Source organism: Thermococcus sp. 4557, from assembly GCF_000221185.1.
Lineage (GTDB): Archaea > Methanobacteriota_B > Thermococci > Thermococcales > Thermococcaceae > Thermococcus.
Genome location: NC_015865.1, coordinates 217882 through 240461 on the forward strand (window position 1 = coordinate 217882; position 22580 = coordinate 240461).

19 protein-coding genes and 1 tRNA gene are annotated in these 22580 nt (G+C 55.4%); 16 read left to right on the forward strand and 4 right to left on the reverse strand.

Going from position 1 to position 22580, the window contains the following annotated elements; translation table 11 throughout:
* Positions 1-2: 2 nt before the first annotated feature.
* The 16 genes from top6B to GQS_RS01105 all read left to right on the forward strand — a co-directional run bounded on the left by top6B (position 3) and on the right by GQS_RS01105 (position 17666).
* Positions 3-1700: a DNA topoisomerase VI subunit B gene (gene top6B / locus GQS_RS01030; RefSeq protein ID WP_014011801.1), complete on the forward strand. Its 1698-nt coding sequence runs from the start codon at positions 3-5 to the stop codon at positions 1698-1700.
* Positions 1693-2853, forward strand: coding sequence for a DNA topoisomerase IV subunit A (locus tag GQS_RS01035; protein ID WP_014011802.1), 1161 nt, complete (start codon positions 1693-1695; stop codon positions 2851-2853). The genes top6B and GQS_RS01035 overlap by 8 nt, the downstream gene beginning before the upstream one ends.
* The gene (locus GQS_RS01040; RefSeq protein WP_014011803.1) at positions 2850-4097 is read left to right on the forward strand and encodes a DUF530 family protein; all 1248 of its coding nucleotides are present in this window, start codon (positions 2850-2852) and stop codon (positions 4095-4097) included. Before GQS_RS01035 ends, GQS_RS01040 begins: the two co-directional genes overlap by 4 nt.
* A 4-nt stretch (positions 4098-4101) precedes the next feature.
* Positions 4102-4518: a DUF1699 family protein gene (locus GQS_RS01045; protein WP_014011804.1), complete on the forward strand. Its 417-nt coding sequence runs from the start codon at positions 4102-4104 to the stop codon at positions 4516-4518.
* A 71-nt stretch (positions 4519-4589) separates the two neighbouring features.
* Positions 4590-6704 (forward strand): McrB family protein, encoded by a 2115-nt coding sequence (locus tag GQS_RS01050; RefSeq protein ID WP_014011805.1) that lies wholly within the window; start codon positions 4590-4592, stop codon positions 6702-6704.
* Positions 6701-8104, forward strand: a complete 1404-nt coding sequence (locus GQS_RS01055) for a restriction endonuclease (protein WP_014011806.1) — start codon at positions 6701-6703, stop codon at positions 8102-8104. The genes GQS_RS01050 and GQS_RS01055 overlap by 4 nt, the downstream gene beginning before the upstream one ends.
* A gap of 24 nt (positions 8105-8128) precedes the next feature.
* Positions 8129-8905, forward strand: coding sequence for a DUF4129 domain-containing protein (locus GQS_RS01060; protein ID WP_014011807.1), 777 nt, complete (start codon positions 8129-8131; stop codon positions 8903-8905).
* 61 nt (positions 8906-8966) lie between these two features.
* Positions 8967-9773 (forward strand): GTP cyclohydrolase IV, encoded by an 807-nt coding sequence (locus tag GQS_RS01065; protein ID WP_014011808.1) that lies wholly within the window; start codon positions 8967-8969, stop codon positions 9771-9773.
* A 49-nt stretch (positions 9774-9822) separates the two neighbouring features.
* Positions 9823-10008: a hypothetical protein gene (locus GQS_RS01070; protein WP_014011809.1), complete on the forward strand. Its 186-nt coding sequence runs from the start codon at positions 9823-9825 to the stop codon at positions 10006-10008.
* A gap of 66 nt (positions 10009-10074) precedes the next feature.
* Entirely contained in the window at positions 10075-10272 is a 198-nt protein-coding gene (locus GQS_RS01075) for a type II toxin-antitoxin system RelE/ParE family toxin (RefSeq protein ID WP_014011810.1), read from the forward strand.
* A gap of 516 nt (positions 10273-10788) precedes the next feature.
* Positions 10789-11865, forward strand: a complete 1077-nt coding sequence (locus GQS_RS01080) for an HD domain-containing protein (protein ID WP_014011811.1) — start codon at positions 10789-10791, stop codon at positions 11863-11865.
* 136 nt (positions 11866-12001) lie between these two features.
* The gene (locus GQS_RS01085) at positions 12002-14200 is read left to right on the forward strand and encodes an elongation factor EF-2 (protein ID WP_014011812.1); all 2199 of its coding nucleotides are present in this window, start codon (positions 12002-12004) and stop codon (positions 14198-14200) included.
* Positions 14201-14336: 136 nt separating this feature from the next.
* Positions 14337-15767, forward strand: coding sequence for an ATP-binding protein (locus tag GQS_RS01090; protein WP_048056500.1), 1431 nt, complete (start codon positions 14337-14339; stop codon positions 15765-15767).
* Positions 15768-15917: 150 nt separating this feature from the next.
* Entirely contained in the window at positions 15918-17204 is a 1287-nt protein-coding gene (tuf, locus tag GQS_RS01095; RefSeq protein ID WP_014011814.1) for a translation elongation factor EF-1 subunit alpha, read from the forward strand.
* 51 nt (positions 17205-17255) lie between these two features.
* Positions 17256-17564 (forward strand): 30S ribosomal protein S10, encoded by a 309-nt coding sequence (gene rpsJ / locus GQS_RS01100; protein ID WP_014011815.1) that lies wholly within the window; start codon positions 17256-17258, stop codon positions 17562-17564.
* A 16-nt stretch (positions 17565-17580) separates the two neighbouring features.
* Positions 17581-17666, forward strand: a tRNA-Ser gene (locus GQS_RS01105).
* Between the two features lie 271 nt (positions 17667-17937).
* Here the strand turns inward: GQS_RS01105 and GQS_RS01110 are convergent.
* From GQS_RS01110 to GQS_RS01125, 4 genes are read right to left on the reverse strand one after another with little or no spacing between them, the layout of a single operon-like run.
* The gene (locus GQS_RS01110) at positions 17938-18600 is read right to left on the reverse strand and encodes a M48 family metallopeptidase (RefSeq protein WP_014011816.1); all 663 of its coding nucleotides are present in this window, start codon (positions 18598-18600) and stop codon (positions 17938-17940) included.
* Positions 18591-21539: a type I restriction endonuclease subunit R gene (locus GQS_RS01115; RefSeq protein WP_014011817.1), complete on the reverse strand. Its 2949-nt coding sequence runs from the start codon at positions 21537-21539 to the stop codon at positions 18591-18593. Before GQS_RS01115 ends, GQS_RS01110 begins: the two co-directional genes overlap by 10 nt.
* The gene (locus GQS_RS01120; protein WP_158306487.1) at positions 21532-22113 is read right to left on the reverse strand and encodes a nucleotidyltransferase domain-containing protein; all 582 of its coding nucleotides are present in this window, start codon (positions 22111-22113) and stop codon (positions 21532-21534) included. The genes GQS_RS01115 and GQS_RS01120 overlap by 8 nt, the downstream gene beginning before the upstream one ends.
* Positions 22106-22438: a hypothetical protein gene (locus GQS_RS01125; RefSeq protein ID WP_014011819.1), complete on the reverse strand. Its 333-nt coding sequence runs from the start codon at positions 22436-22438 to the stop codon at positions 22106-22108. The genes GQS_RS01120 and GQS_RS01125 overlap by 8 nt, the downstream gene beginning before the upstream one ends.
* Between the last annotated feature and the right edge of the window lie 142 nt (positions 22439-22580).

The following is a 22580-nucleotide window of genomic DNA, read 5'->3' on the forward strand; positions in this document are numbered from 1 at the left end:
ATATGGCCGAGGCGAATCAGCTGTTTAAGGAGTTCAAAATCCAGAGCGTCAGTGAGTTCTTCAGACGGAACGCGGCAATGCTCGGCTACACGGGCAAGATACGCTCCCTCACCACGGTGATCCATGAGGCCGTGACCAACTCACTCGACGCCTGTGAAGAGGCGGGCATACTTCCCTACGTCCGTGTTGAGATAGAGGAGCTTGGAAGGGAGCACTACAAGGTCATAATCGAGGACAACGGACCGGGAATTCCCGAGAAGTACATAACCCACGTCTTCGGTAAGATGCTGGCCGGAACCAAGGCCCACAGGAACATACAGAGCCGCGGCCAGCAGGGTATCGGTATAAGCGGCGCCGTTATGTTCGCCCAGATAACGAGCGGAAAGGCAACGCGCGTCATCACATCCACGGGCGACGACAAGATCATCGAGGCATGGGTTAAGATAGACGTTGACAGGAACGAGGGCAAGATTGTGAAGAAGGAGAAGCACCCCAACCCGAAGGGCTGGCGCGGCACCAGGATAGAGCTGGAGGTGAAGAACGTCCGCTACGTGCGCTCAAAGCAGGGCGTTTACTGGTACCTCAAGCTCACCGCGATAGCCAACCCGCACGCCCACATAGAGCTCATTGAACCCGACGGGAGGCTCATAGTATTCCCGCGCTCCAGCGAGGACGTTCCCGAGCCCCCGGTGGAGATGAAGCCCCATCCGCGCGGCGTCCTCACCGACGATGTTTACAGGATGGCCAAGAAGACGAGGAGGAGTTCCGTCAAGCGCTTCCTCGTTGGGGAGTTCTCGAGGATAAGCGACAAGAAAATCGACGAGCTCGTTGAGTACATCGCGGCGCTGAGGCTCATAAAGACGGAGGACGACAAGAATGTCCAGGAACAGCTCTACGAGAGGCTCATGAAGGGCGAGGTAAAGGCCGTCCTGCGCTCGTTCAGGGGCTACACGAAGGTCGTCAAGCAGGTTGCGAAGCTCATGGAGAAGCCGCCCGAGAAGCTGAGCTGGCACGAGGCTGAGGAGATAGTCGAGGCCTTCAAATACATGAAGTTCCTGGCCCCGCCGACCCACGGCCTCAGGCCCATCGGCGAGGAGAACATAGAGAAGGGCCTCACCAACATCCTCAAGCCGGAGTTCGTCACCGCGGTCACCAGGTCGCCGAAGGTCTACTCCGGAGGTATACCGTTCCAGGTCGAGGTCGGTCTCGCTTACGGCGGCGAGATTCCCGGAGGTTTCGAGCTCCTCCGCTACGCCAACCGCGTGCCGCTGCTCTTCGATGCCGGCTCCTGTGTAACGACGCTGGCGGCGCGCTCCGTTGATTGGAGGCGCTACAAGGTTGATGACCTCGACCGCGCACCTCTCGTGCTCATGATAAACGTCATCAGCGTTCATGTGCCGTATACCGGCACAGGAAAGCAGAGCATCGCCAACGTGGAGGAGATACAGAACGAGATAAGGCTTGCAATAATGGACGCTGCAAGGAGACTTCAGACGTACCTCAGCGGAAAGCACCGCAGACTCCACCAGGCCAAGAGGAGGAGGACCTTCGAGAAATACGTGCCCGAGATAGCGAGGGCCCTGAGCGTACTCACCGGGGAGCCCGAGGAGGAGGTTAAGAACTACTTCCTGTCCTACATAGAGGGCCACTTCGCGGCCAAGGAGGCAGGTGGCGCGGAGGAGGTGAGCGAGAATGCCTAAATCCAAAGCAGTCAGGCGCGAGAAGCCGAGGGAGCGCTTTTCCTATGACCCGACCAAAGTGCTCACCAGGCTCGAGGAGTACGGAAAGAAAATCCTTGAGGACATAAAGGCCGGAAAGAACCCCTACTTCGACATCCCCATGCGCGGCATCGGCAACGTTTACTTCGACGAGAAGAGGCGCGTCATCAGGATGGGCGACAAGCTCTCAAGGCGCTACTTCCTCAACGTTGCCCACGCTAGGAAGTTCATGCAGACGCTCCTCATAATGGCCTACGTCAAGCGCCTCGTGAGCGAGAACAAGCACGCGAGCCTTCGTGAAGCCTACTACGCCAACAAGCACACTATCCCGGGAACGAAGGAGAACACCTTCGAGGACCAGCGCGAGAGCGACCCCATCATAGAGGACCTCGAGAGGATGATGGGCGTCCTTCGTGAGGAGATGCACCTCACGGCTGACAGGCGCGGCTACATCTACGGCGACATAGTCATTCGCGACGGCGAGGATGAGTTCAACACCAGCAAGCTCGGTATGGGCGGCTGGGCCGTCCCGGGAACCGTCGAGCACCTTCAGTTCGTTGAGGTCAACGTCGACTACGCCCTCGTTGTCGAGACAGCCGCTATGGCCGACCGTCTCATCGAGGAAAAGTTCCCGAAGAAGGAGAACGCCCTCATCATAGCGACCCAGGGGCAGGCCTCGCGTGGCGTCAGGAGGCTCATTCACAGGCTCCACTACGAGGAGGGTCTTCCGATAATAGTCTTCACCGATGGCGACCCCTACGGTTGGTACATCTACTCCACCATAAAGCAGGGCTCCATCAACCTCGCCTACCTCAGCGACAAGCTGGCGACGCCGGAGGCGAAGTTCGTTGGAATGACCATGGACGATATAGAGCGCTACGGCCTCAAGAACGTCACCGAAAAGCTCAAGGGAATCCCGCCGAACAAGAAGGGCGGCCCGACGGCGGATTACAAGAGAATCCTGGAGGAGATGGAGTACCCGTGGTTCCAGAACAAGGAGTGGCAGAGGCAGCTCAAGATGGCGATCAAGATGGGGGTCAGGATAGAGCAGCAGGCCCTCGCCAACAAGAGCCTCGAGTTCGTCGCGAAGAAGTACCTCCCCGAAAAGATAAACAACGGTGAGCTCCTGCCATGACGACGACTGAAGAGCTCGTCGCACAGGTTAACAAGATACTGGACGATATCGGGATAGACATGGACGGGTTATTCGAGACCTTCGACATCCCGTCCATCTCCTTCCGTTTAAAGGAGAACCTCTCGCTCCTTCGGGAGCTTGAGGACGACCTCTCAAGGCGCGTGGGTGAGACCACACCCTCGGCTGGATTCTCGGACAAAAAGAACAAGGACCCCCACATCCAGTGGATATACAAGAAGAAGCGCAACCGCGTCCTTGCCCTTGAGAGGCTCCGCTCGGCCATAACGGCTCACAAGATGGCCCTCGCACTCATCTCCGCCAACTACACCTTCTTCATGGGGAAGAAACTCGTGAGCCTCAGGGAGCTCACGAGGGAGAACGTCGAGCGGATCAAGGCCGTTCCCAACCCCGTTCAACTCGGGCGCGTTGAGGTTCTTCCCCACTTCGCCTACTCCGGCGACGTCCTCCGTCTGCTCGCCAGGGAGAGCGTGGACGTCAGGGAGTCGTTCAAGTTCATAAAGGGCAAGCTCCGCGAGAAGGGAACCGTCAGGAACCGCGGGATCAGGATAGAGGTTGAGTACTGGGAGAACAACCGCCTGAAGAAGGCCCGCCTCGACCTGCCCACGGATGCGGACATAGAGGCTGAACTCCGCCAGAGGTACGGGAGGCGCTTCCGCTGGCGCGTTCTGAGCTTCGTCAAGACGCGTGGGGTGCTCATAAACAACCACTACACGGTGGACAACCTGGCCCTGGCATACTCCATCCTTGATCCTGAAAACGGCGCCAGGAAGCTCGGCCTCGACCTCTTCCGCTACTACTTCCTGACCTCCGAGAACGAGAGGGAGAGCCTGGGCCTCTATCCGGACATAAGGCTCTGCATCGACTGCCACTATTCGATATTTGACCTTCCCTTCGCCGACGAGAAGGGATTCAGAACGGGCCACGGCAGCATGTTCCTCATCAGGAAGTGTGAGATGGAAAAGGCCCTCGTGGGGAGGAGGAAGGACATATCCAACGTTCCCAACCACCTCCTTGGCGGAGTGCTCCTCTACGGAATGAGCGAGTACAGCGAAGACAAAGTCGCGGAGCTTCTCGGAATTCCTGCCGACGAGCTGGTTGAGGCCGTGAAGAAGTTCGTCATCTCCGGCCTGCACAAGAGGCTCTTCGCCGACACGAAGAAGTTCGAGAAGTTCATGCCCAAGAGCGACAAGGCCAAACAGTTCCTGGCCCTCCTCCAGGGGTGAGGGTATGAGGGTGGAGATAAAAGCGCGCAACAACGCGGAGCTGATAGCAAAGCTCAGGGAGTCCCTGAATGAGGAGGTTACAGAGGTCTACATCAACCTCCGCCCGACGAAGGAGATACTCGTCAGGATACTCGAGCGGGCCCCCAACGTGCGCAAAATCTCCTGCCCGCCCAGCCTCTACCCCAAGGTCTCCAAGAGGGTCATCGCCGCGCTCGCCCAGATGGGCATAGAACTCGTCCCCGAGGGCTACCCCCGCGGAAGGCCGCGGAAATACAACGAACGCACCATCCGGGAGGTTCAGAACCTCCTGATGAAGGGGGTGCCGGCAAAGGAGATAAGCACCCGCATGGGCATCCCCCTGAGGACGGTCTATTACCTCCTGGAGCAGACCGGGATGAAACCCGACCGCAGGGGCACCTGAATTCCCTCTCTCCGTCAGTTTTTTACCAAAGATTTTTATACTCTGGCATATAATTCCGTTGGGTGGTCGTAATGGCGAGTATAGAACCTTTGAGAAATTCTATTTACTCCATCAACACATTTCTGAAGGGGGAGTACGAGGAATTTGGCTTCGTCATCGAAGAGGCTATCCTCTTCCCGTCAGGGGAGCATATGGCGGTCATGGTAAGGCTTGAAGACGATTCCCGGTTTCTCCATGTTTTCAACACTGAGGGCACCATCATGCCCGGCTGGGAAAAGGGAATCTCTATTCCCTGCGCCGACGAAGCCATACTTTTCCCGGGAAGGAATGGACTGGCGGTTTTCACGAAATGTGCCCCTGGTAAGGTGACCATCTACCCCGTGGTTGCCAAGGATCCGGAGGGGGAGTCGATCACCGTGACCTTCTCAAAGCTTCCCCTCTACGTGAACTTCACTCCAGAGGGGAGGCTGCTTTTCTTCGGCGACCATCACCTCGAGTACTTCGCTCCCGAGGGCCTTGGGGTTGTCAAGATACCCACTCCTCCTAATGGTTACGCCTACATTCACACCGTTGTGGACAGTAAAGAGGCACTTTACATGCTTTACACTTGGAGAAACGAGGGGAAACAAAGGCTAATGGTGGGAAGAATAAAGATTCCGGTTTTCCCCTACTACTCCCCCCGGGAGTTCTGGAACGGTATTGAAACAGTGTCCGCTGCATCGATGGTTTTGGGGAGCGGTAAGCCCGTGGGCGATCTGTACCTGCAAGAGGACGGTTCCTTCGTGGCTGTTCTCGGAACTAAGGGGGGTAGGGAAATCTACCTTCTAACACCCAGCCGGACAGGAGTCGTACTTATTCCCGGCGAGCTTATATACCTCCGCTTCACCTCGCGGGGGCTGTTCTTGATAACCGGGGTATACGGGGGCAGTATAAGTGCGGGCATCGTGCCACTGGAGCGCCTTCTCGAGTCCAGGGAAATCGGACGGGACGACCTTGAGGGCGTGTTCTCCCTCGGACGGTACGTGCCGAGCGTGGTGGATCCCAAGTATGCCGGCGTTTCAGACGACTGCGAAATCCTCTACCTGGGGAGAACGGCCTACCGCGCGGCAGGCCAGAAGCATTACTACTACCTCCGCAGGGACGTGGACTACCTCTACAGAATACGCTGGGAAACAGGAAGTGAGGAGCGCGAGGAGGCAGAGGCCCGGGAGGAAGAGGAGAATGCTGAGGAGGTGGGGTCTATAAGAACCCTCCTCCGGAGGTTCAGGCAGGTCATACTCTATGGCCCTCCCGGTACCGGGAAGACTTACCTCGCCCGGAAGGTTGCGATTAAGCCGGAGTTCGTATCCTTCCACCAGTCCTTCAGTTACGAGGACTTCGTTGAGGGCTTCCGGCCGGCGAAAGGCAGGGACGGCGTCGTTTACGACGTGGTGGACGGGGTTTTCAAGAGAACAGCCGTGGAGGCCATCTACGACTCCCTCCCCGAGAAGTTCAGGAGGAGGAACGCCACCTACGCGGAGAAGAAGAGAGCGGTTTTAGATTTCCTCGAAAGGAGGAAGGCGGGGGAGAAGGTGAAGCTGACCCCGCGGAGGGAGTTCTACCTCGTCATAGACGAGATAAACCGCGGCAACATAAGCAGGATTTTCGGAGAGCTTATAACTCTCCTTGACCCCGACAAGAGGCTGGACGGACCCAACGAGACCATCATGAGACTCCCATACTCTGGGGAACTGTTCGCGGTTCCACCAAATCTCTACATAATCGGCACAATGAACTCCGCCGACAGGAGTATAGCGTTGCTTGACATCGCCCTGAGGAGAAGGTTCGCGTTCTACGAGGTCCTACCAAGGCCTGAACTGCTGTCCGGAATGGGAGTCGGCGGAGTGAACTTGGAGCATCTCCTCTCGAGGCTCAACGCCATCATAGAGAGGGAGAAAGGCAAGGATTACACCATAGGGCACGGCTACTTCATGGACATCGCATCGTCCGAGAACCCGGAGGAGGATCTCTACCTGGTGTTCTACCACAAGATACTGCCCCTCTTCCAGGAGTACTTCTACGGCAACTGGGAGCAATTGGGGTCATTCTATCCTGGCTTCGAGTTCATAGACGACAGGGGCAGGATAGTGAAGATGGACCAGAAGTCTTTCATGGAGGCCCTTCGCCGGCTGGTGAGGGTGGAATGAAAAGGATTACCCTCTACGAGTTCCAGAGGAAGTACCTGAGCACTATCCGTATGGAGGGCATGGACGTTACTCCCGAGAGCCTCCAGAGGTTCTTCGAGGTCATAAACAGCCTCTACGGTAGAGAACATGAGGTCCTGAGCCTCAAGTACGACACGAGGCGGGGCGAGTACTACATCAAGGCCCACGGGAGTGTCGGCTTCGCCTACCATCTGAGCGAGCCTGGCTTTATGGTACAGGTGCTTCCCAGGCCTTACAGGCACGACCCTGATGAGTCCCGCTCCCTGCGCTTTTTCCTTAGCCTGATGAACCTCAGCGGGGGTTTGGGGCTTGGACGGAAAGAGATAGACGATGCCGTCGCCATCTACGCGCGGGGCGAGGGAGGGGTTCACGAGCTGTTCATGTACCTCTACGTTTACCTGCTGGGCAGGGAACTCTTTCACGGCCTTTACAGGGGGTACTCGGAGGTTGAGGAGGAACTTCAGACGATACGGGGAAGGGTCCTTCTCTCCCGCCTGGCCAGGAGGCCCCCACTGGGTCGGGACGTTCCCGTGAGGCACGCGGTCCTCGACGTGGACACGCCCCTGAACAGGGTCCTGAGGGCGGCCCTGGAGGTGGTCGTGGAGGTTTCGGCGTGGGAGGGTGTGGCGAGGTCGGCCGAGGCTCTGGTGAGGTACTTTGCCGACGTCGGTCCTCTCCGGCAGGACGACATTAAGCGTGTCTCGTTCAACCCCCTGAACGAGAGGTTCAGGCCGATATTTCACCTGGCCACGATGATACTGATGGGCTTTGGAAAGCTCCCCGGGAAAGGCCTGATGGTGCCGGGAATATTCATAGAGATGGACCGCCTGTTCGAGGACCTTGTTTATCACACCGTCCTTACCGCCATCTCCGGAAGGGGAAGGGTTCACAGGCAACACCCCCTGCCGCCCATCGTCAGGGACGCGGAGGAGATAGGGGCCCGGACCGGTGCCGTCTTCACCTTCGGCCCGCCAAGACCTGACATCTTCGTCCAGATGCCCGAGGGCCGGTGCATTCTGGAGGTGAAGTACCGGAACCTGAGTGTAAAGATGGGCGACACCTGGTGGCGCAAGCTCGTCAGAAGTAGTAGCGAACTCTACCAGGTTTACTCCTACTCCCGCATCTCCGGGGGAGGGGCGCTCCTAGTGTACCCTCGTCTTATGGGCCAGTACAACGGGTGGCTTCCGGACATGTTTGATGAGAGCATCGAGACCTTCAGCTTCTTTGACGGCACTCCCTTGGGGATAGTGGGCTACGAGCTGTCGCGCATTGGCAGGGAGGTGCTCATAGCGCGCAGGGGAGTAGTCATCGACGGAAAAATCGCGGGGAACGTTAGGAGCCTCCTAGAGTCGGTATGCGCGTTGAAGGGGGAAAGGGTTTAAAGTTTGGCACGTTAGTTTCCTCTGATGGACATGGACCAGCGGAAAACCTCCGCGCTCATCATGCTCACCCTCATGGTTACCTTCGCCCTCATCCAGTCCTCAACCGTCCACGGCGGCACGACGGCCCTTAACTTCGAGTGGTACTTCTTCCTCTCCGCACTCTTCCTCTTCGGTGCCGCAGGTTACATCGTCAAGCTGGCCATCGAGGGCCGTCTCAACACCCGCAGCGCGAGGAAGGGGAAGAGAAACATCTTCGCAGACATGATAACGTTCCTGGCGCTGATGGTCGCGGTTTATCTGCTCTTCTTCAACAGGAGGCCTGAGAAGCTGGTGGAGGGCAAAGAAGTGGGTAGGACCCTCGAGGGGGTCTGGTACAACGTCACATCGGGCGATTTCGTGGTGGTGTGGAGGCAGTTCCCGGGCTGGGCCTACCTGATTCCAGTCCTTCTCTTCGTGGCCATAGTCCTCACGGCCAGACATGTCAAGAAAAAGCGGCCCGTTCCGGAGGTCAAGTTCGAGCCTGAGCTTACCTACGACGCCATCGAGGGAACGCCCGCTGAGAAGGTTATTCGAATGTACAAGAACGTTGTCGAGGGCCTCGTGGAAAAGGGATATCCCTACCGGAAGAGCTGGACCCACTGGGAGCACGAGGAGAAGCTGAGGGAGATATTCCCCGACCTCAAGGACCTGGACGTTCTTACCCGGCTCTTCGAGAAAGCCAGATACGCCGAAAGATTGAGTGATGGGGACGTCGCTGTCGCCCGCGAGAGCTACGACAGACTCATGGAGTTCCTCAGGTAGCGGGTAGCTTTAAAAGGGGCCGCGGTTAGAACCACCTAACTGAAAAGTGAGGGTGATGCTGATGCCGATATTTGAGACCCAGGAGGAGACCCCGAAAATAAAGGAGCGCCTTCACCGCGTCGGGATTACCAACCTGCGGAGCGTTGCGAAGATAAACTGGAAGGGAAAGGTTTACACGTTCCTCCCGCTCTTCGAGATAACCATCGACGTCCCGGAGGAGAAGAAGGGAATCCACATGAGCCGGCTGGTCGAGAGCATAACCGAGGCCATGAGCGAGGCCGTTGAGGAGGAGGTCATGGAGGCCCATCCCTCGCTCGAGGAGCTCGGGAAGGCGATAATCGGCCGCCTGGAGGGCAAGCACCCGCACAAGCGCGCCGAGGTCTGGATAAGAACCCACCTCATCATCCCGCGGGAAACCCCTGCGAGCGGAAGGACCACCTACGAGCCCTACGACGTCGAAGTCGGCGTCATAAAGCACTACGACGGCTCCTTCGAGAAGGTCCTCCGCGTCAAGGTCATCGGAAACACCGCCTGCCCCCACGCGATGGCCAACAACAACGGGAAGACCCACATACAGAGGGCCGTAGGCGAGCTTGAGGTCAGGACTGCTTTTGATGAGGAGATAGCGCTGGAGGACATGATTGACGTTGTCGAGAGTTCGTTCAGCCATCCGACCTACACCCTGCTGAAGACGATAGACGAGAATGCAGTGGTCCAGGGAATGCACGCCAACCCGAAGTTCGTCGAGGACGTCGCGCGCGAGATATTCGCCAAGGCCAAGGAGCGCTTCAACGGGAGGATACACGTGAGGGTCATCAGCAACGAGAGCATCCACAAGCACGATGTGATAGCGGAGACGTGGAGCTAGGTCCGAAATTTATTTATCGTCCATCCCCCTAAATTTTGATGGTGAGAGAATGGGTGTGACGCTCATAGATTTGCTCCATCGCATCGACGAAATAGAAAAGTTTCTGAAAGATCTCGTGGAGGTCAACCTCCAGCTTATTGAAGAGACCGAGCCGGAGGAGTGGGAAAAAGAGGCCATCAAAGAACGTAGAACTGACGAGTTCCTTGAGTGGGACGTGGTAAAGGATGGGCTTTGAGAACAGGTTCTGATAAGCAAGAAAGCCCTGAAAGAACTCCAGGGTATCCCACAACACGGGAAGGAGTTGATAAAGGACAGGATATCCAAGCTGTCTTTCTTCCCTCTGGCCCGACTGGATGTTCAAAAGCTCAAGGGATATGGGAACGTTTACCGCCTGCGCGTTGGACAGTATCGAGTAATCTTCGAGTACCTGAAAGAAGATAGAGTTGTCAAAATCCTAAAAGTAGGCAAGAGGGAGAACGTTTACGGGGATGACCTATAGAAGAAGACGTGGAGCTGAAGGTTCGAAATTCAATATCGGTTTCCCATTTTTCGGGAGCCGAACTTCTTCCGAAATGATAAAACATTTTGTTAAACAATTTCGCCAATCATGGTATAACTCGGTTATTAACTTGAAGTAATTCGCTCCCTTATTTGCACTATGTCTCTTCTATGTTCATCATGGTCGATTTTTTGAAATCTGCACCTTAACTTCGAAGTAAAAGTTAAATATTAGTTGGAGGTATTATCGATCGCCCGGTTGGGTGTATTGACTGCCCCTCGGGCAGGAGGGTCGGCAAACCCCTGCCACAGGGTAATTTTGATAACCACCCCTTAAAATTTTTGCGCTTCTTCTTGGAGTACAGCGGCCCATAACGGGACAGAACAGGTTTTAGTGGGGGGTAACCCCTGAGGGCTACCCCCCGGCCCGGGATAGAGGCCGGCCCGTATCGGCCGGCAGGGTGCGTATCGCCGCCACGTTTATTAATCTTTCGATTCTATAGCCTCCGTGGTCAAAATGAAAGTAATACGGGACACGATTCACGGAGACATATCACTGGATGGTTTCACACTGAGGCTCGTCGATACCCCCGAGTTCCAGAGACTCCGGAGAATAACCCAGCTCGGCTTAGCTTTCCTCGCATACCCCTCGGCCAGGCACACGCGCTTCGAGCACTCGCTGGGAACTTTCTATCTTGCGAAAAGGATAGCCGAGCACAACCCCGAAATCGAGGAAGGCGCCGTTTACGCGGCCCTGCTCCACGACCTCGGCCACTATCCCTTCAGCCACACGCTCGAGGCCCTCTACCCGCGGCACGAGGAGAATACGAAGTGGTTCATAAGGCATGGTGAAATCGGGGACGTGATCGGGGAGCACTATTCCGTGGGGGAGTTCTTCAAGCTCCTCAAGCACCCCCTCGTGAGCGGAGACATAGACGCCGACAGGATGGATTACCTGGTGCGGGACGCATACTACACCGGCGTGGCCTACGGGTTGGTTGACCTCGACAGGCTCGTGAGGAATCTGCTGTGGAGGGACGGCATGCTCGTCGTTGGGGAGAAGGGTGTAATGGCCGCCCAGAGCCTTCTCCTGGCGAGGAGCATGATGTATCCCACCGTTTACCAGCACCACGTCTCGAAGATAGCGAGTGCCATGCTCGTAACGGCCGTTGAGCTCGAGGGGATTCCCTTCGAGGAAATACGCACCATGGACGAGGTTGATCTGATGGCAAGGCTCAGGGCGAGTGAGAGGGCGGAGGTTCGGGAGCTCGTTCGGGCGGTGGACGACAGGAGGCTCTACAAGCGCGTTCTCTACAGCGCCAGCGACCCCGGGGTGGACTCTGTCGCCGAACTCCGGAGGGAGCTTGGGGCCGAGTTTGGACACCTCGCCATCGTTGACTATCCCCCCAAACCCAAGTTCGAGGAGAAGAACGCCTTCGTGGAGACCGAAACCGGACTGAAGCGCCTCAGTGAGGTCTCGCCTCTCGTCCGTTCCCTCGTTGAACTGAAGGACACCCACTGGCGCTGGGGAGTCTACGCGAGGACGGACGTGAGGGAGGAGGTTGAAAGGTTTCTGGGGGCTTTCTTTGATTGAGAGTGATTTTTTCATCCAAAACCCTTAAGTAGTTTGAACGTATCCTCGAGCCGCCGCTTCTCAACCGGGAAAAGCTTTATAACCGCACCTTTTAAGTGAGAGGTGAACAAGCTCATCAGGTTAGAAGGTGGTGTAAATGGGAAGAAGGGAAGAGATGGTTGCGAAGATTAAAGAGCTCATGACCCAGCCCGAGAGGATCAGGAACATGGGTATTGCCGCTCACATTGACCACGGTAAGACGACGCTGAGCGACAACCTGCTCGCCGGCGCTGGAATGATTAGCGAGGAGCTCGCCGGAAAGCAGCTCGTCCTCGATTTCGACGAGCAGGAGCAGGCGAGAGGTATCACCATCAACGCGGCCAACGTTTCGATGGTTCACAACTACGAGGGCCAGGACTACCTCATCAACCTCATCGACACCCCGGGTCACGTTGACTTCGGTGGTGACGTTACCAGGGCCATGCGTGCCATCGACGGTGCCATCATCGTCGTTGACGCCGTTGAGGGTGTCATGCCCCAGACCGAGACCGTTCTCAGGCAGGCCCTGAGGGAGTATGTCAAGCCGGTTCTCTTCATCAACAAGGTTGACCGTCTCATCAAGGAGCTCAAGCTCGGTCCGAACGACATCCTCCAGAGGTTCGCCAAGATCATCACCGACGTCAACAGGCTCATCAAGAAGTACGCCCCGGACGAGTTCAAGAACCAGTGGTTCGTCAAGGTCGAGGACGGTAGCGTTGCCTTCGGTAGCGCTTACTACAACTGGGCCCTCAGCGTCCCCTACATGAAGAAGACCGGCGTTTCCTTCAAGGACATCGTCGAGCTCACCAACAGCGGCGACCTCAAGACCCTCAGGCAGAAGGCCCCGCTCCACGTCGTCGTCCTCGATATGGTCGTCAAGCACCTGCCGAACCCGCTCGAAGCCCAGAAGTACAGGATCCCGCACCTCTGGAGGGGCGACGTCGAGAGCGAGGTCGGCCAGGCCATGATGAAGTGCGACCCGAAGGGCAAGATGGTCATGGTCGTCACCAAGATCATCCTCGACAAGCACGCCGGTGAGGTTTCAACCGGCCGTGTCTGGAGCGGTACGGTTAAGACCGGCCAGGAGGTCTACCTCATCAACGCCAAGAGGAAGGCCAGGATCCAGCAGGTCGGTATCTACATGGGTCCCGAGAGGGTCAACATGGAGGCCGTTCCGGCCGGTAACATCGTCGCCGTCACCGGACTGCGCGACGCCATGGCCGGTGAGACCGTCTCCCAGGAGCAGATCGAGCCGTTTGAGGCCCTCCACTACGCCAGCGAGCCGGTCGTTACCGTCGCCATCGAGGCCAAGAACGTCAAGGACCTTCCGAAGCTCATCGAGGCGCTCAGGCAGCTCGCCAAGGAGGACCCGACCCTCCACGTCAAGATCGACGAGGAGACCGGCCAGCACCTCCTCAGCGGTATGGGTGAGCTCCACCTCGAGGTCAAGCTCGTCAAGCTCAAGGAGGACTGGAAGCTCGACGTCGATGTCAGCCCGCCGATCGTCGTCTACCGCGAGAGCGTCAGCAAGATCAGCCCGATAGTCGAAGGAAAGAGCCCGAACAAGCACAACAGGTTCTACATCACCGTGGAGCCGCTTCCGGACCAGATATACGAGGCCATCCACGAGGGACTTATCCCCGAGGGCAGGCCGAAGGACCCGAAGGCCGTCGCCAAGAAGCTCGCCGAGCTCGGCATGGACTACGAGGTCGCCAAGGGTATAGTTGACATATACCACGGCAACATATTCCTCGACAACACCAAGGGTATCCAGTACCTCAACGAGGTCATGGACCTCCTCGTCGACGGATTCCACCAGGCCATGGACGAGGGTCCGCTCGCCAAGGAGCCGGTCATGAAGGTTATGGTCAGGCTCCACGACGCCAAGATCCACGAGGACAACGTCCACCGCGGTCCGGCCCAGATATACCCGGCCATCAGGAGTGCCATCCAGTGCGCCATGATGAAGGCCCAGCCGATCCTCTACGAGCCCTACCAGAAGGTCATCATCAACGTGCCCTACGAGTACATGGGCGCCGTCAGCAGGGAGATCAACCAGAGGCGCGGCCAGCTCATCGACATGAGGCAGGAGGGCGAGGTCATGATCATCATCTCGGAGGCCCCGGTCGCCGAGATGTTCGGATTCGCCGGAGCCATCCGTGGCGCCACCAGCGGAAGGGCCCTCTGGAGCACCGAGCACGCCGGCTTCAAGAGGGTTCCGGGAGAGCTGGCCACCAACATCATCAGGCAGATCAGGCAGAGGAAGGGTCTCGACCCGAACCCGCCGAGGGAGCAGGACGTCTGCCCGCAGCAGTGAGGGCTTTCCGCCCTCTGAACTTTTCTCTTGTCTTGCATTGGACTTTTGGAAGGCTGATTGGTCTTTTCCAAGATGCACATCACTTTCGGCGTTTTTCGCGAAACTCTTAAATAGTTGAAGCACGAGTATTATACTCATGAGTAGACAAACTTTCGTGGACCGGAAGCGGGAGCTCGAGTTTCTGGAGAAGAGATACCGCAGTGACAAAGCCGAACTGCTCATTATATACGGCCGCAGGAGAATTGGAAAGACCGAGCTGCTCCTCCAGTTCGCCCGGGACAAACCCCATGTTTATTTCCTCGCAACAGAAAAGCCGTACCATGAGAATCTCCGAGAGCTTCAAAAGCTCCTCGCGGAATTCCTCGGCGATGAATTATTCAGCAGAATCTCTTTCCACGATATTGACGAGCTTCTGATGGCCTTCGCCGAGAGGGTACGTGATGAACGCGTTGTCCTGGTGATTGACGAGTTTCCCCTGCTTATAGAACGCTACCGGCCGGTTCTCTCGCTCCTTCAGAGGACATGGGACTTGAAGCTCTCGAAGGGCAGAATAATGCTGATTCTCTGCGGTTCGAGTGTTTCGGCAATGGAAACGGAGGTTTTGGGTTACAAAAGCCCACTCTACGGAAGACGGACCGGGCAGTGGCGCTTAACGGAGATTCCCTTCTTCCACATCGGTGAGTTTCTTCCTGGCTATTCGATCGAAGACCTCGTGAAGGTCTGGGGTGTGGTGGGAGGGATTCCGGCTTACCTCCTGAAGTTTGAGCCTGAAAAGGGCTTTAACGAAAACGTCGTTGACAACGTCCTCTCAAAGGGTGCCTTTCTCTACGAAGAGGCCGAGATACTCCTGAGGGAAGAGCTCAGGGAGCCGGCCAACTACTTCGCGATACTCGAGGCGATAGCGGGTGGGAGGAACAGATTTGGGGAGATTGTGAACGCAACTGGGCTCGATAAAAGCCTCGTCTCCAAGTACCTGAGCGTCCTTCAGAGGCTTGGAATAGTCCGGAGGGAAGTTTCCGTCACCTCAACTGCCAAAGAAGCAAGCAAAAGAGGACTCTATTCCATAGACGACAACTACTTCTCCTTCTGGTTCAGGTATGTCCTCCCGAACAGGAGCTACCTTGAGGCCGGACTGGCGGAGGACGTCTGGGAGCGTTCGCTGAAGGATTTCAACGCCTATATGGGTTCGGCCTTCGAACGACTTATTGGAAGTCCGGAGGTTTTCATCGAGCTCACTGGCTTCCACTTCACGAAACTCGGTCGCTGGTGGCACAGGGGAGAGGAGATTGACCTCCTCGCGTTGAACGAGCGTGAGAAAAAGGCTTTGTTCGTTGAGGTGAAGTGGAAAAACCTTAGCGAGAGGGAAGCGCGGGGGATTTTGAAGGACCTGGAGAGGAAGGGTGAGTTGGTTGGCCTCGAAGACTGGAAAAAGCACTGGGGGCTGGTTGCCAGGAAAGTTGACGGAAAGGAAAGGTTAAACGCCGAAGGCTGGCGGGTTTGGGATTTGGGTGATTTTGAAGTGCATTCCCGAAAATTAACAAATTCCCGTCCAAAACCCATTAGTTAAGTTTTTAAACCCGCTTCGTAAGTTAAGCACGGAACTCGTGAGGCCTCCCCGATAAACGGCGGGTTTCCCGCCCGAGGGGGCCGAGGTTCGAAAGATTTAAAAAGCCATCCTAGTCAATCGGACTAGACCAAAGTTTGGAGGTGTATGGAAATGGCTAAGGAGAAGCCGCACATTAACATTGTCTTTATCGGACACGTCGACCACGGAAAGAGCACCACCGTTGGAAGGCTCCTGTTCGACAGCCAGAACATCCCGGAGAACATCATCCAGAAGTTCGAGCAGATGGGTGAGAAGGGTAAGTCCTTCAAGTTCGCTTGGGTCATGGACAGGCTCAAGGAGGAGCGCGAGAGGGGTATCACCATCGACGTCGCCCACACCAAGTTCGAGACCCCGCACAGGTACATCACCATCATCGACGCTCCGGGTCACAGGGACTTCGTTAAGAACATGATCACCGGTGCCAGCCAGGCTGACGCCGCCGTTCTCGTCGTCGCCGTCACCGACGGTGTCATGCCGCAGACCAAGGAGCACGCCTTCCTCGCCAAGACCCTCGGTATCAACCACGTCATCGTCTCCATCAACAAGATGGACATGGTCAACTACGACGAGAAGAAGTTCAAGCAGGTCGCCGAGCAGGTTAAGAAGCTCCTCATGATGCTCGGCTACAAGAACGTCCAGGTCATCCCGACCAGCGCTTGGGAGGGCGACAACATCGTCAAGAAGAGCGACAAGATGCCCTGGTACAACGGCCCGACCCTCTTCGAGGCCCTCGACCAGATACCGGAGCCGCCGAAGCCGACCGACAAGCCGCTCCGCATCCCGATCCAGGACGTCTACTCCATTAAGGGTGTCGGTACCGTCCCGGTCGGCCGTGTCGAGACCGGTGTCCTCAAGGTCGGTGACGTCGTCATCTTCGAGCCGGCCAGCACCATCTTCCACAAGGCCATCCAGGGTGAGGTCAAGAGCATCGAGATGCACCACGAGTCCATGCAGGAGGCCCTTCCGGGTGACAACATCGGTTTCAACGTCCGTGGCGTTGGTAAGAACGACATAAAGCGCGGTGACGTTGCCGGACACACCAACAACCCGCCGACCGTCGTCAGGCCGAAGGACACCTTCAAGGCCCAGATCATCGTCCTCAACCACCCGACCGCCATCACCGTCGGCTACACCCCGGTCCTCCACGCTCACACCCTCCAGGTCGCCGTCAGGTTCGAGCAGCTCCTCGCCAAGCTCGACCCGAGGACCGGTAACATCGTCGAGGAGAACCCGCAGTTCATCAAGACCGGTGACTCCGCCATCGTCATCCTCAGGCCGACCAAGCCGATGGTCATCGAGCCGGTCAAGGAGATCCCGCAGATGGGCAGGTTCGCCATCCGTGACATGGGCCAGACCGTCGCTGCCGGTATGGTCATCTCCGTTCAGAAGGCCGAGTGAAGGCCTTCCCTGACCTTTCCTTTACTTCCTTAAGCCTTAGGAGGGACGGAAATGCAGAAGGCAAGGATTAAGCTCGCGAGCACGGACATTAAGGCCCTCAACGAGGTCACCGACCAGATCAAGCAGATCGCCGAGAGGACCGGCGTCAGGATGAGCGGACCTATCCCGCTCCCGACCAAGAGGATAAGGATCACCACCAGGAAGAGCCCGGACGGAGAGGGCACCGCCACCTTTGACAGGTTCGAGCTCCGCGTTCACAAGAGGCTCGTTGACATTGAGGCCGACGAAAGGGCCATGCGCCAGATCATGCGCATCCGCGTCCCTGAGGACGTCACCATCGAGATCGAGCTCATCTCCTGATTCCTCTCCTTTATGCGCCGGGGTAGCCTAGCCTGGGAAGGCGCTGGCCTGGAGAGCCAGTGGGCTCTGCCCACCAGGGTTCAAATCCCTGCCCCGGCGCCACCAAACTTTGCCTGCGCAAAGTTTGATCAAAGTTTGTATGTCCCTTTTGAACCCGTAATTCTTCAAGTGTTTTCAATTCAAATTGCCGTTTCCCATGTTTCACTGCCCTCGCGCTCTTCGAGCGCCTAAAATTGAGAAACCCGCTAAAAATGCAAAATTCTCCACTGAAAACCTACATTAGTGAGCCAATTTAAAGGACATACTAACTCATCCATACTCGTTTTCTAAAAGTTGTTCCCCGACAAATTTTGCTCTCTTAAAACTGGTTCGTCTAAACCTCTCTAAGCTTTTTCCACACCTCGTTGTACTGGAGTGCTAGCCAGTACTCTCTCAGTTTTCTCTGAGCACGTATGTAATCTGGATAATAGTCCCTCACAAGCGCCCAAAATGCTCGGGAGTGCTTTTGGAACCTGAGGTGGGCCACCTCGTGGATTATGATGTAGTCCCTGAGCTCCTCCGGCAACGCCATAAGCATAAGGTTAAAGCTTAGATTTCCCTTCTCGGAGCAGCTCGCCCACTTCGTCTTCTGGAAGCGGATGTAGATTTTCCGGTACTTTACCCCAAAGACTGATGAGAAGAGTCTCACCTTGAATTCCAGCTCTTCTTTCAGCTGACTTTTCAGCCATCTTTTTAGGGTTCCCAAATCGTTGTTTGGCAAGAGAACCACGTGAAACTTTGGATTAACCCAGAACTCCTTCGACTCGATGAGTTCGTAGAACTCACCGTCGAGTAGGAGCTTATTGGAAAGCGGAAGGAACTTTATCTTGGCTTCTTCGATTTCCCTTAGCTTCTTCTCTATCCACTCTCTCTTTCTCTTCATCAGATCCTCGACATCTGCGTTTGGTGGGATTACTACCTTAACCTCCCCAAGGGGGCTTATCTCGATGCGGGGATACTTAACATCCCTCAGAATCACGCGATACTCTATCCCCACCTTTTGAGCACCTCTAGGAGCTCGTTGCGCGTCTTGATGATATCGTCACATTTTCCCTTATATTCCCCTACGATAAATAGCATAATTCTCCGCGAGATTTCGCTGACGATCTCAGTTTTCTCCGTCCAACGGGTGAACCTAAGCGCCTCCGTCTCCTTGAGCAACTTTCTGACCCCTTCGATAAGCTCTCGGGTGTTGCCCTTTACGTGCCTCTTGAGCACCATCAGGAGGGCGTATTCGAGCTCGTTCAAACCGAGCTCTCTCTGCTCCTGTGAGCGCTTTTCTATTTCCTCGGCTATTCCAAGGAGCTCATCATAGAGCTTCTCGATTTCTTCCTTCTTGTGCCTCCAGGCTTCGATTATCCTTTCAACTTGTTCAATCAGATCCTCGCTTAAAGGCCCCTTGTGGGTGTTTACGTAGTGTCTGACTGAGAACAGGAGGTTAGTAAACGCCTTCCGCTTATCCCTCTCCCTCATTACTTTCCTGAGGAACTCCTCGTCAATTTCGATTACTGGGAAGTCGGCCTTTATCTCCTCTATGTCAACGGTCTCCTGTATGAATCTGAGCGCCTCCTCGAAGAATTCGTCGGCTTTGAGTTCAACTTCCGGCGGGATACCGTCAACCTTCGATCTGTATGCATAGTAGACCTCCGTGAGCCATTTGAAGGCCTCCCTGAACTCATCTCTGTCCTCCCTGAGGAGCTTGTAGTGGTGCCTTATCTCCCTGTACAGCCTCTGGAACTCCTCGCCCTTGTTGTTTCTGAACAGCGTCTCGACTGCGTTCATTATGGTCCCCCTATCCCGCCTCGGCTCAAGATCATCAAAGTACCCCATGGCCTTGGCGATCTTTTTCCCGAGCTCTTTCTTTATCTTCTCGACGCTGTAGGCGGCCCCTTCGATATCAACCTCGTCGTAGATTTCCAGCGCTCTCTTCAACTCCTTGAATATGCCCACGTAATCTATAACGAGGCCGAAGGGCTTGATGTTCTCACCGTTCTTGATGAAGGGCCTGTTGGTCCTCGCTATCGCCTGAAGGAGTCTGTGCTCCTTGAGGGGCTTGTCTAGATACATGGTTTGAAGAATCGGGGCGTCAAAGCCCGTGAGGAGCATATCGGTAACTATCAGAATCTTTGGGATTTCCTTGTTCCTGAAATCCTCACGAATCCTCTCGCGGATTTCGGCCATATCTTTTCCGGGAAAGCGCTCTTCAAGCTCTTTTTGATATTCCTTGATAACCTTGTCATCGTCCCGATTGAAAGTCATCACGACCTCGGTGTATTCCCTTGGCAAATACTTGTCGAGAGCACGCTTGTATAAGACGCAGGACTCCCTATCAACCGCTACCACCATTGCCTTAAACGGCTCCACGCTCTCCTTGTAGTGCCTTGCTATGTCCTCGGCTATCATTTCGATCCTCTTCGGGTTTTTCAGGAACACCTTTATCGCGTTGAGCCTCTTCTTGAGCTTCTCCTCAACCCTCCCGCGGTACTCCTCCGGGATTTCCTCCAGCTTCGATGAGAGAAACGCCTCAAGGAGCTCCCTCTTTAGGTGAACGTCCTCCTCAAGCCTCGCCTGATAGGCTATCTTCACGGTAAATCCGTCCTCTATGGACTGCGTTATGAAGTACCTGTCGAGGTAGGGCCTGTCCTTATGGCCGAAGGTGGCATAGGTGTCGCGCCCTTTCTTCGCTATTGGCGTTCCTGTAAAGGCGAAGAAGGACGCGCTTTTGAGTATCGAGCGCATGGTTGAAGCGAGCTCGCCGTACTGGGTTCTGTGGCCTTCATCTATCAGAACCACGACGTCCCTGCGGTTCATTATCGTCTTTCTTCTCCGGCTTTCCCTCTTGAGTCCCTCCAGCACGTCGTTGAGGTCCTCAGCGCGGAACTTGTGGATGAGCGTGATGAATATTCCCCTCTTCCCATCGGCGTGGGTTAGGACTTCCTTGAGCTTCTCGATTGAACCTACCACTTCAAAGCTCAGGCCCACGGCCTTAAGCTCGCCGCTCAGCTGTCTCTCAAGTTCCCTCCTGTCAACGACGAAGAAAATCGTGGGATTGCCGAGCAGGCGCTTGATTTTATATGCGGAGAATATCATGGTCAGCGTCTTCCCGCTTCCCTGCCAGTGCCAGATTAAACCCCTGTTCCTCTCGGTTTCCCCCTTAGCGTAGCCGACGGCGATGTTTACTATCTCCCTGACTGCTCTGTACTGCATGTACCTCGGCAGAACCTTCGTGAAGGCTCCGCCGCTCTCACGGTAGAAGGTGAAGTATCGGAGGACGTCAAGGAGAGTCCCAGGTTTTAAAAGCTCAACCAGGTTATCCAATTCGTCAAAGCTCTCTCCCTTCCATTCGTATACCGGGACGCTCCCGAGCCACGGTACTATGGGGAAATAGACGGGTTTATCTCCAACCGCGATGCCGATCTGCACGTACTTGAAGAGCTCGGGCATTTCCCTCTCGTAGTTCTTAATCTGCTCGTAGGCCTTTTTCCAGCTCACGTCCAGCCTTTTGCACTCGATTATAACCAGCGGGATGCCGTTGACGTAGAGGATTAGGTCGGGTATCTTGGTCTTAAACGGATAGCCGACCTGGTTGGCGACGAGGAACTCGTTGTTTCCGAGATTTTCGTAGTCTATGAGCATCAACCTTTTAGGCTCGCCCGTTTCTTCATCCTTCACGGGGACGCCGTTTTTGAGATAGTCGAGAACCCTGCGGGAACCTTCAACGCCAAAGTGAGCAGTCTTAAGGAGGTTTATTGCCTCCTCCGCTTCCCTTTCGCTAACTCCGTTTATCCTCACTATCGCATTCTTTGCCCTTGAGATTAAGAGGGGCTCGTTTTCGTCTTCGAGGACCTCGATGCCCCTCTTATACTTCCAGCCCTTCGATTCCAGCCGCTTGATGATGGGCTTTTCGCACTGAAGATATTCGGGGGTTTCATTCAATGAAAGGCACCTCCCGGGCGAACTCTCCAATCAGCACGGGGGCAAGTTCATAGCTTAGCCCCCACAGTGAGAGGAACTCCTTGAACTTATAGACCGAGCCAATGGGCACGAGGACAACTCCTGGAGCGAGCTCCATTGAGTTCGTCTGCTTTAGCAACCCCAGGTTTCCATTTCTGCCCCGATACGCGTAGAGGAAACGCATCTTTTCGCTCTGGGGAAGGGACGAGTAGGAGAATCTGAAAAGAAAGTAGCCATTGGCGTTGAGACGTTCATGAAGAAACTTGCCGTTGAGTAGAGAGTACCCCTCGACCAGGAGGGCAAAGCCAACGAGGTTGTTCTCGTCAAAAAGCTCCTCAAGAAGAAAGCCCTTTACATCCACCTCTTCAGGCGAAAAACCGTTCTCCTCCAGAAGGCGCTTAAACTCGAAGGAAATCTCAAAGGGATTGCCCTTTTTTACGATTACAGCAATATCCACATCGTTTGGTTTTTCTTTTCCTTTAACCGAAGAGCCGTAAAGAAGGATATCCCAGACGTCTGGATTTTCGGAAGCAAACTCCTTCGCTATCTCACTCAACCTTTTCCTTAAGTCTGATAACATCGCTCTTCACCGCTATCAGAAGCCTGTCATCGACCCGCCTCGTGTATGTGTCCCTGTAATATGGGAAGTAATGACTCAGAACGCTGTACAGGTCGGGATAGCGCAGTTTTAGCAGTCTAAACCTCTCCCTGTGGTTGTCCGGCAGAACCCTGAGGTCACGCCAGAGGATGTAATCGCATATTGCCACGAGGGATTTAAAGTACATCATGAACGCGGCGTTGGTGAGGCCTTCCTTAAACAGCAACTCGGCGCTCTGAAAATACTCATCGATGTTATCTTTTAGATCTTCAAGTCTTCCCATACTATCACGTTTATGGATAAACGCGGAAGGGCTATAAAAGGCTTTTTGTTTATCGATAAACAGAAAAGCCGAGAAAAAGCTGATTTGTTTATCGATAAACAAAACCGGCATGAAAGCCTTGATTTTGAAACAGTGTCTATAT

What these genes read in the sequence shown, in the direction of transcription:
- top6B (WP_014011801.1), top strand. Translation starts at nt 3, where the DNA reads ATGGCCGAGGCGAATCAGCTGTTTAAGGAGTTCAAAATCCAGAGCGTC.
- GQS_RS01045 (WP_014011804.1), top strand. Translation starts at nt 4,102, where the DNA reads ATGAGGGTGGAGATAAAAGCGCGCAACAACGCGGAGCTGATAGCAAAG.
- GQS_RS01085 (WP_014011812.1), top strand. Translation starts at nt 12,002, where the DNA reads ATGGGAAGAAGGGAAGAGATGGTTGCGAAGATTAAAGAGCTCATGACC.
- GQS_RS01090 (WP_048056500.1), top strand. Translation starts at nt 14,337, where the DNA reads ATGAGTAGACAAACTTTCGTGGACCGGAAGCGGGAGCTCGAGTTTCTG.
- GQS_RS01080 (WP_014011811.1), top strand. Translation starts at nt 10,789, where the DNA reads ATGAAAGTAATACGGGACACGATTCACGGAGACATATCACTGGATGGT.
- rpsJ (WP_014011815.1), top strand. Translation starts at nt 17,256, where the DNA reads ATGCAGAAGGCAAGGATTAAGCTCGCGAGCACGGACATTAAGGCCCTC.
- GQS_RS01035 (WP_014011802.1), top strand. Translation starts at nt 1,693, where the DNA reads ATGCCTAAATCCAAAGCAGTCAGGCGCGAGAAGCCGAGGGAGCGCTTT.
- GQS_RS01060 (WP_014011807.1), top strand. Translation starts at nt 8,129, where the DNA reads ATGGACATGGACCAGCGGAAAACCTCCGCGCTCATCATGCTCACCCTC.
- GQS_RS01070 (WP_014011809.1), top strand. Translation starts at nt 9,823, where the DNA reads ATGGGTGTGACGCTCATAGATTTGCTCCATCGCATCGACGAAATAGAA.
- GQS_RS01050 (WP_014011805.1), top strand. Translation starts at nt 4,590, where the DNA reads ATGGCGAGTATAGAACCTTTGAGAAATTCTATTTACTCCATCAACACA.
- tuf (WP_014011814.1), top strand. Translation starts at nt 15,918, where the DNA reads ATGGCTAAGGAGAAGCCGCACATTAACATTGTCTTTATCGGACACGTC.
- GQS_RS01040 (WP_014011803.1), top strand. Translation starts at nt 2,850, where the DNA reads ATGACGACGACTGAAGAGCTCGTCGCACAGGTTAACAAGATACTGGAC.
- GQS_RS01055 (WP_014011806.1), top strand. Translation starts at nt 6,701, where the DNA reads ATGAAAAGGATTACCCTCTACGAGTTCCAGAGGAAGTACCTGAGCACT.
- GQS_RS01065 (WP_014011808.1), top strand. Translation starts at nt 8,967, where the DNA reads ATGCCGATATTTGAGACCCAGGAGGAGACCCCGAAAATAAAGGAGCGC.
- GQS_RS01125 (WP_014011819.1), bottom strand. Translation starts at nt 22,438, where the DNA reads ATGGGAAGACTTGAAGATCTAAAAGATAACATCGATGAGTATTTTCAG.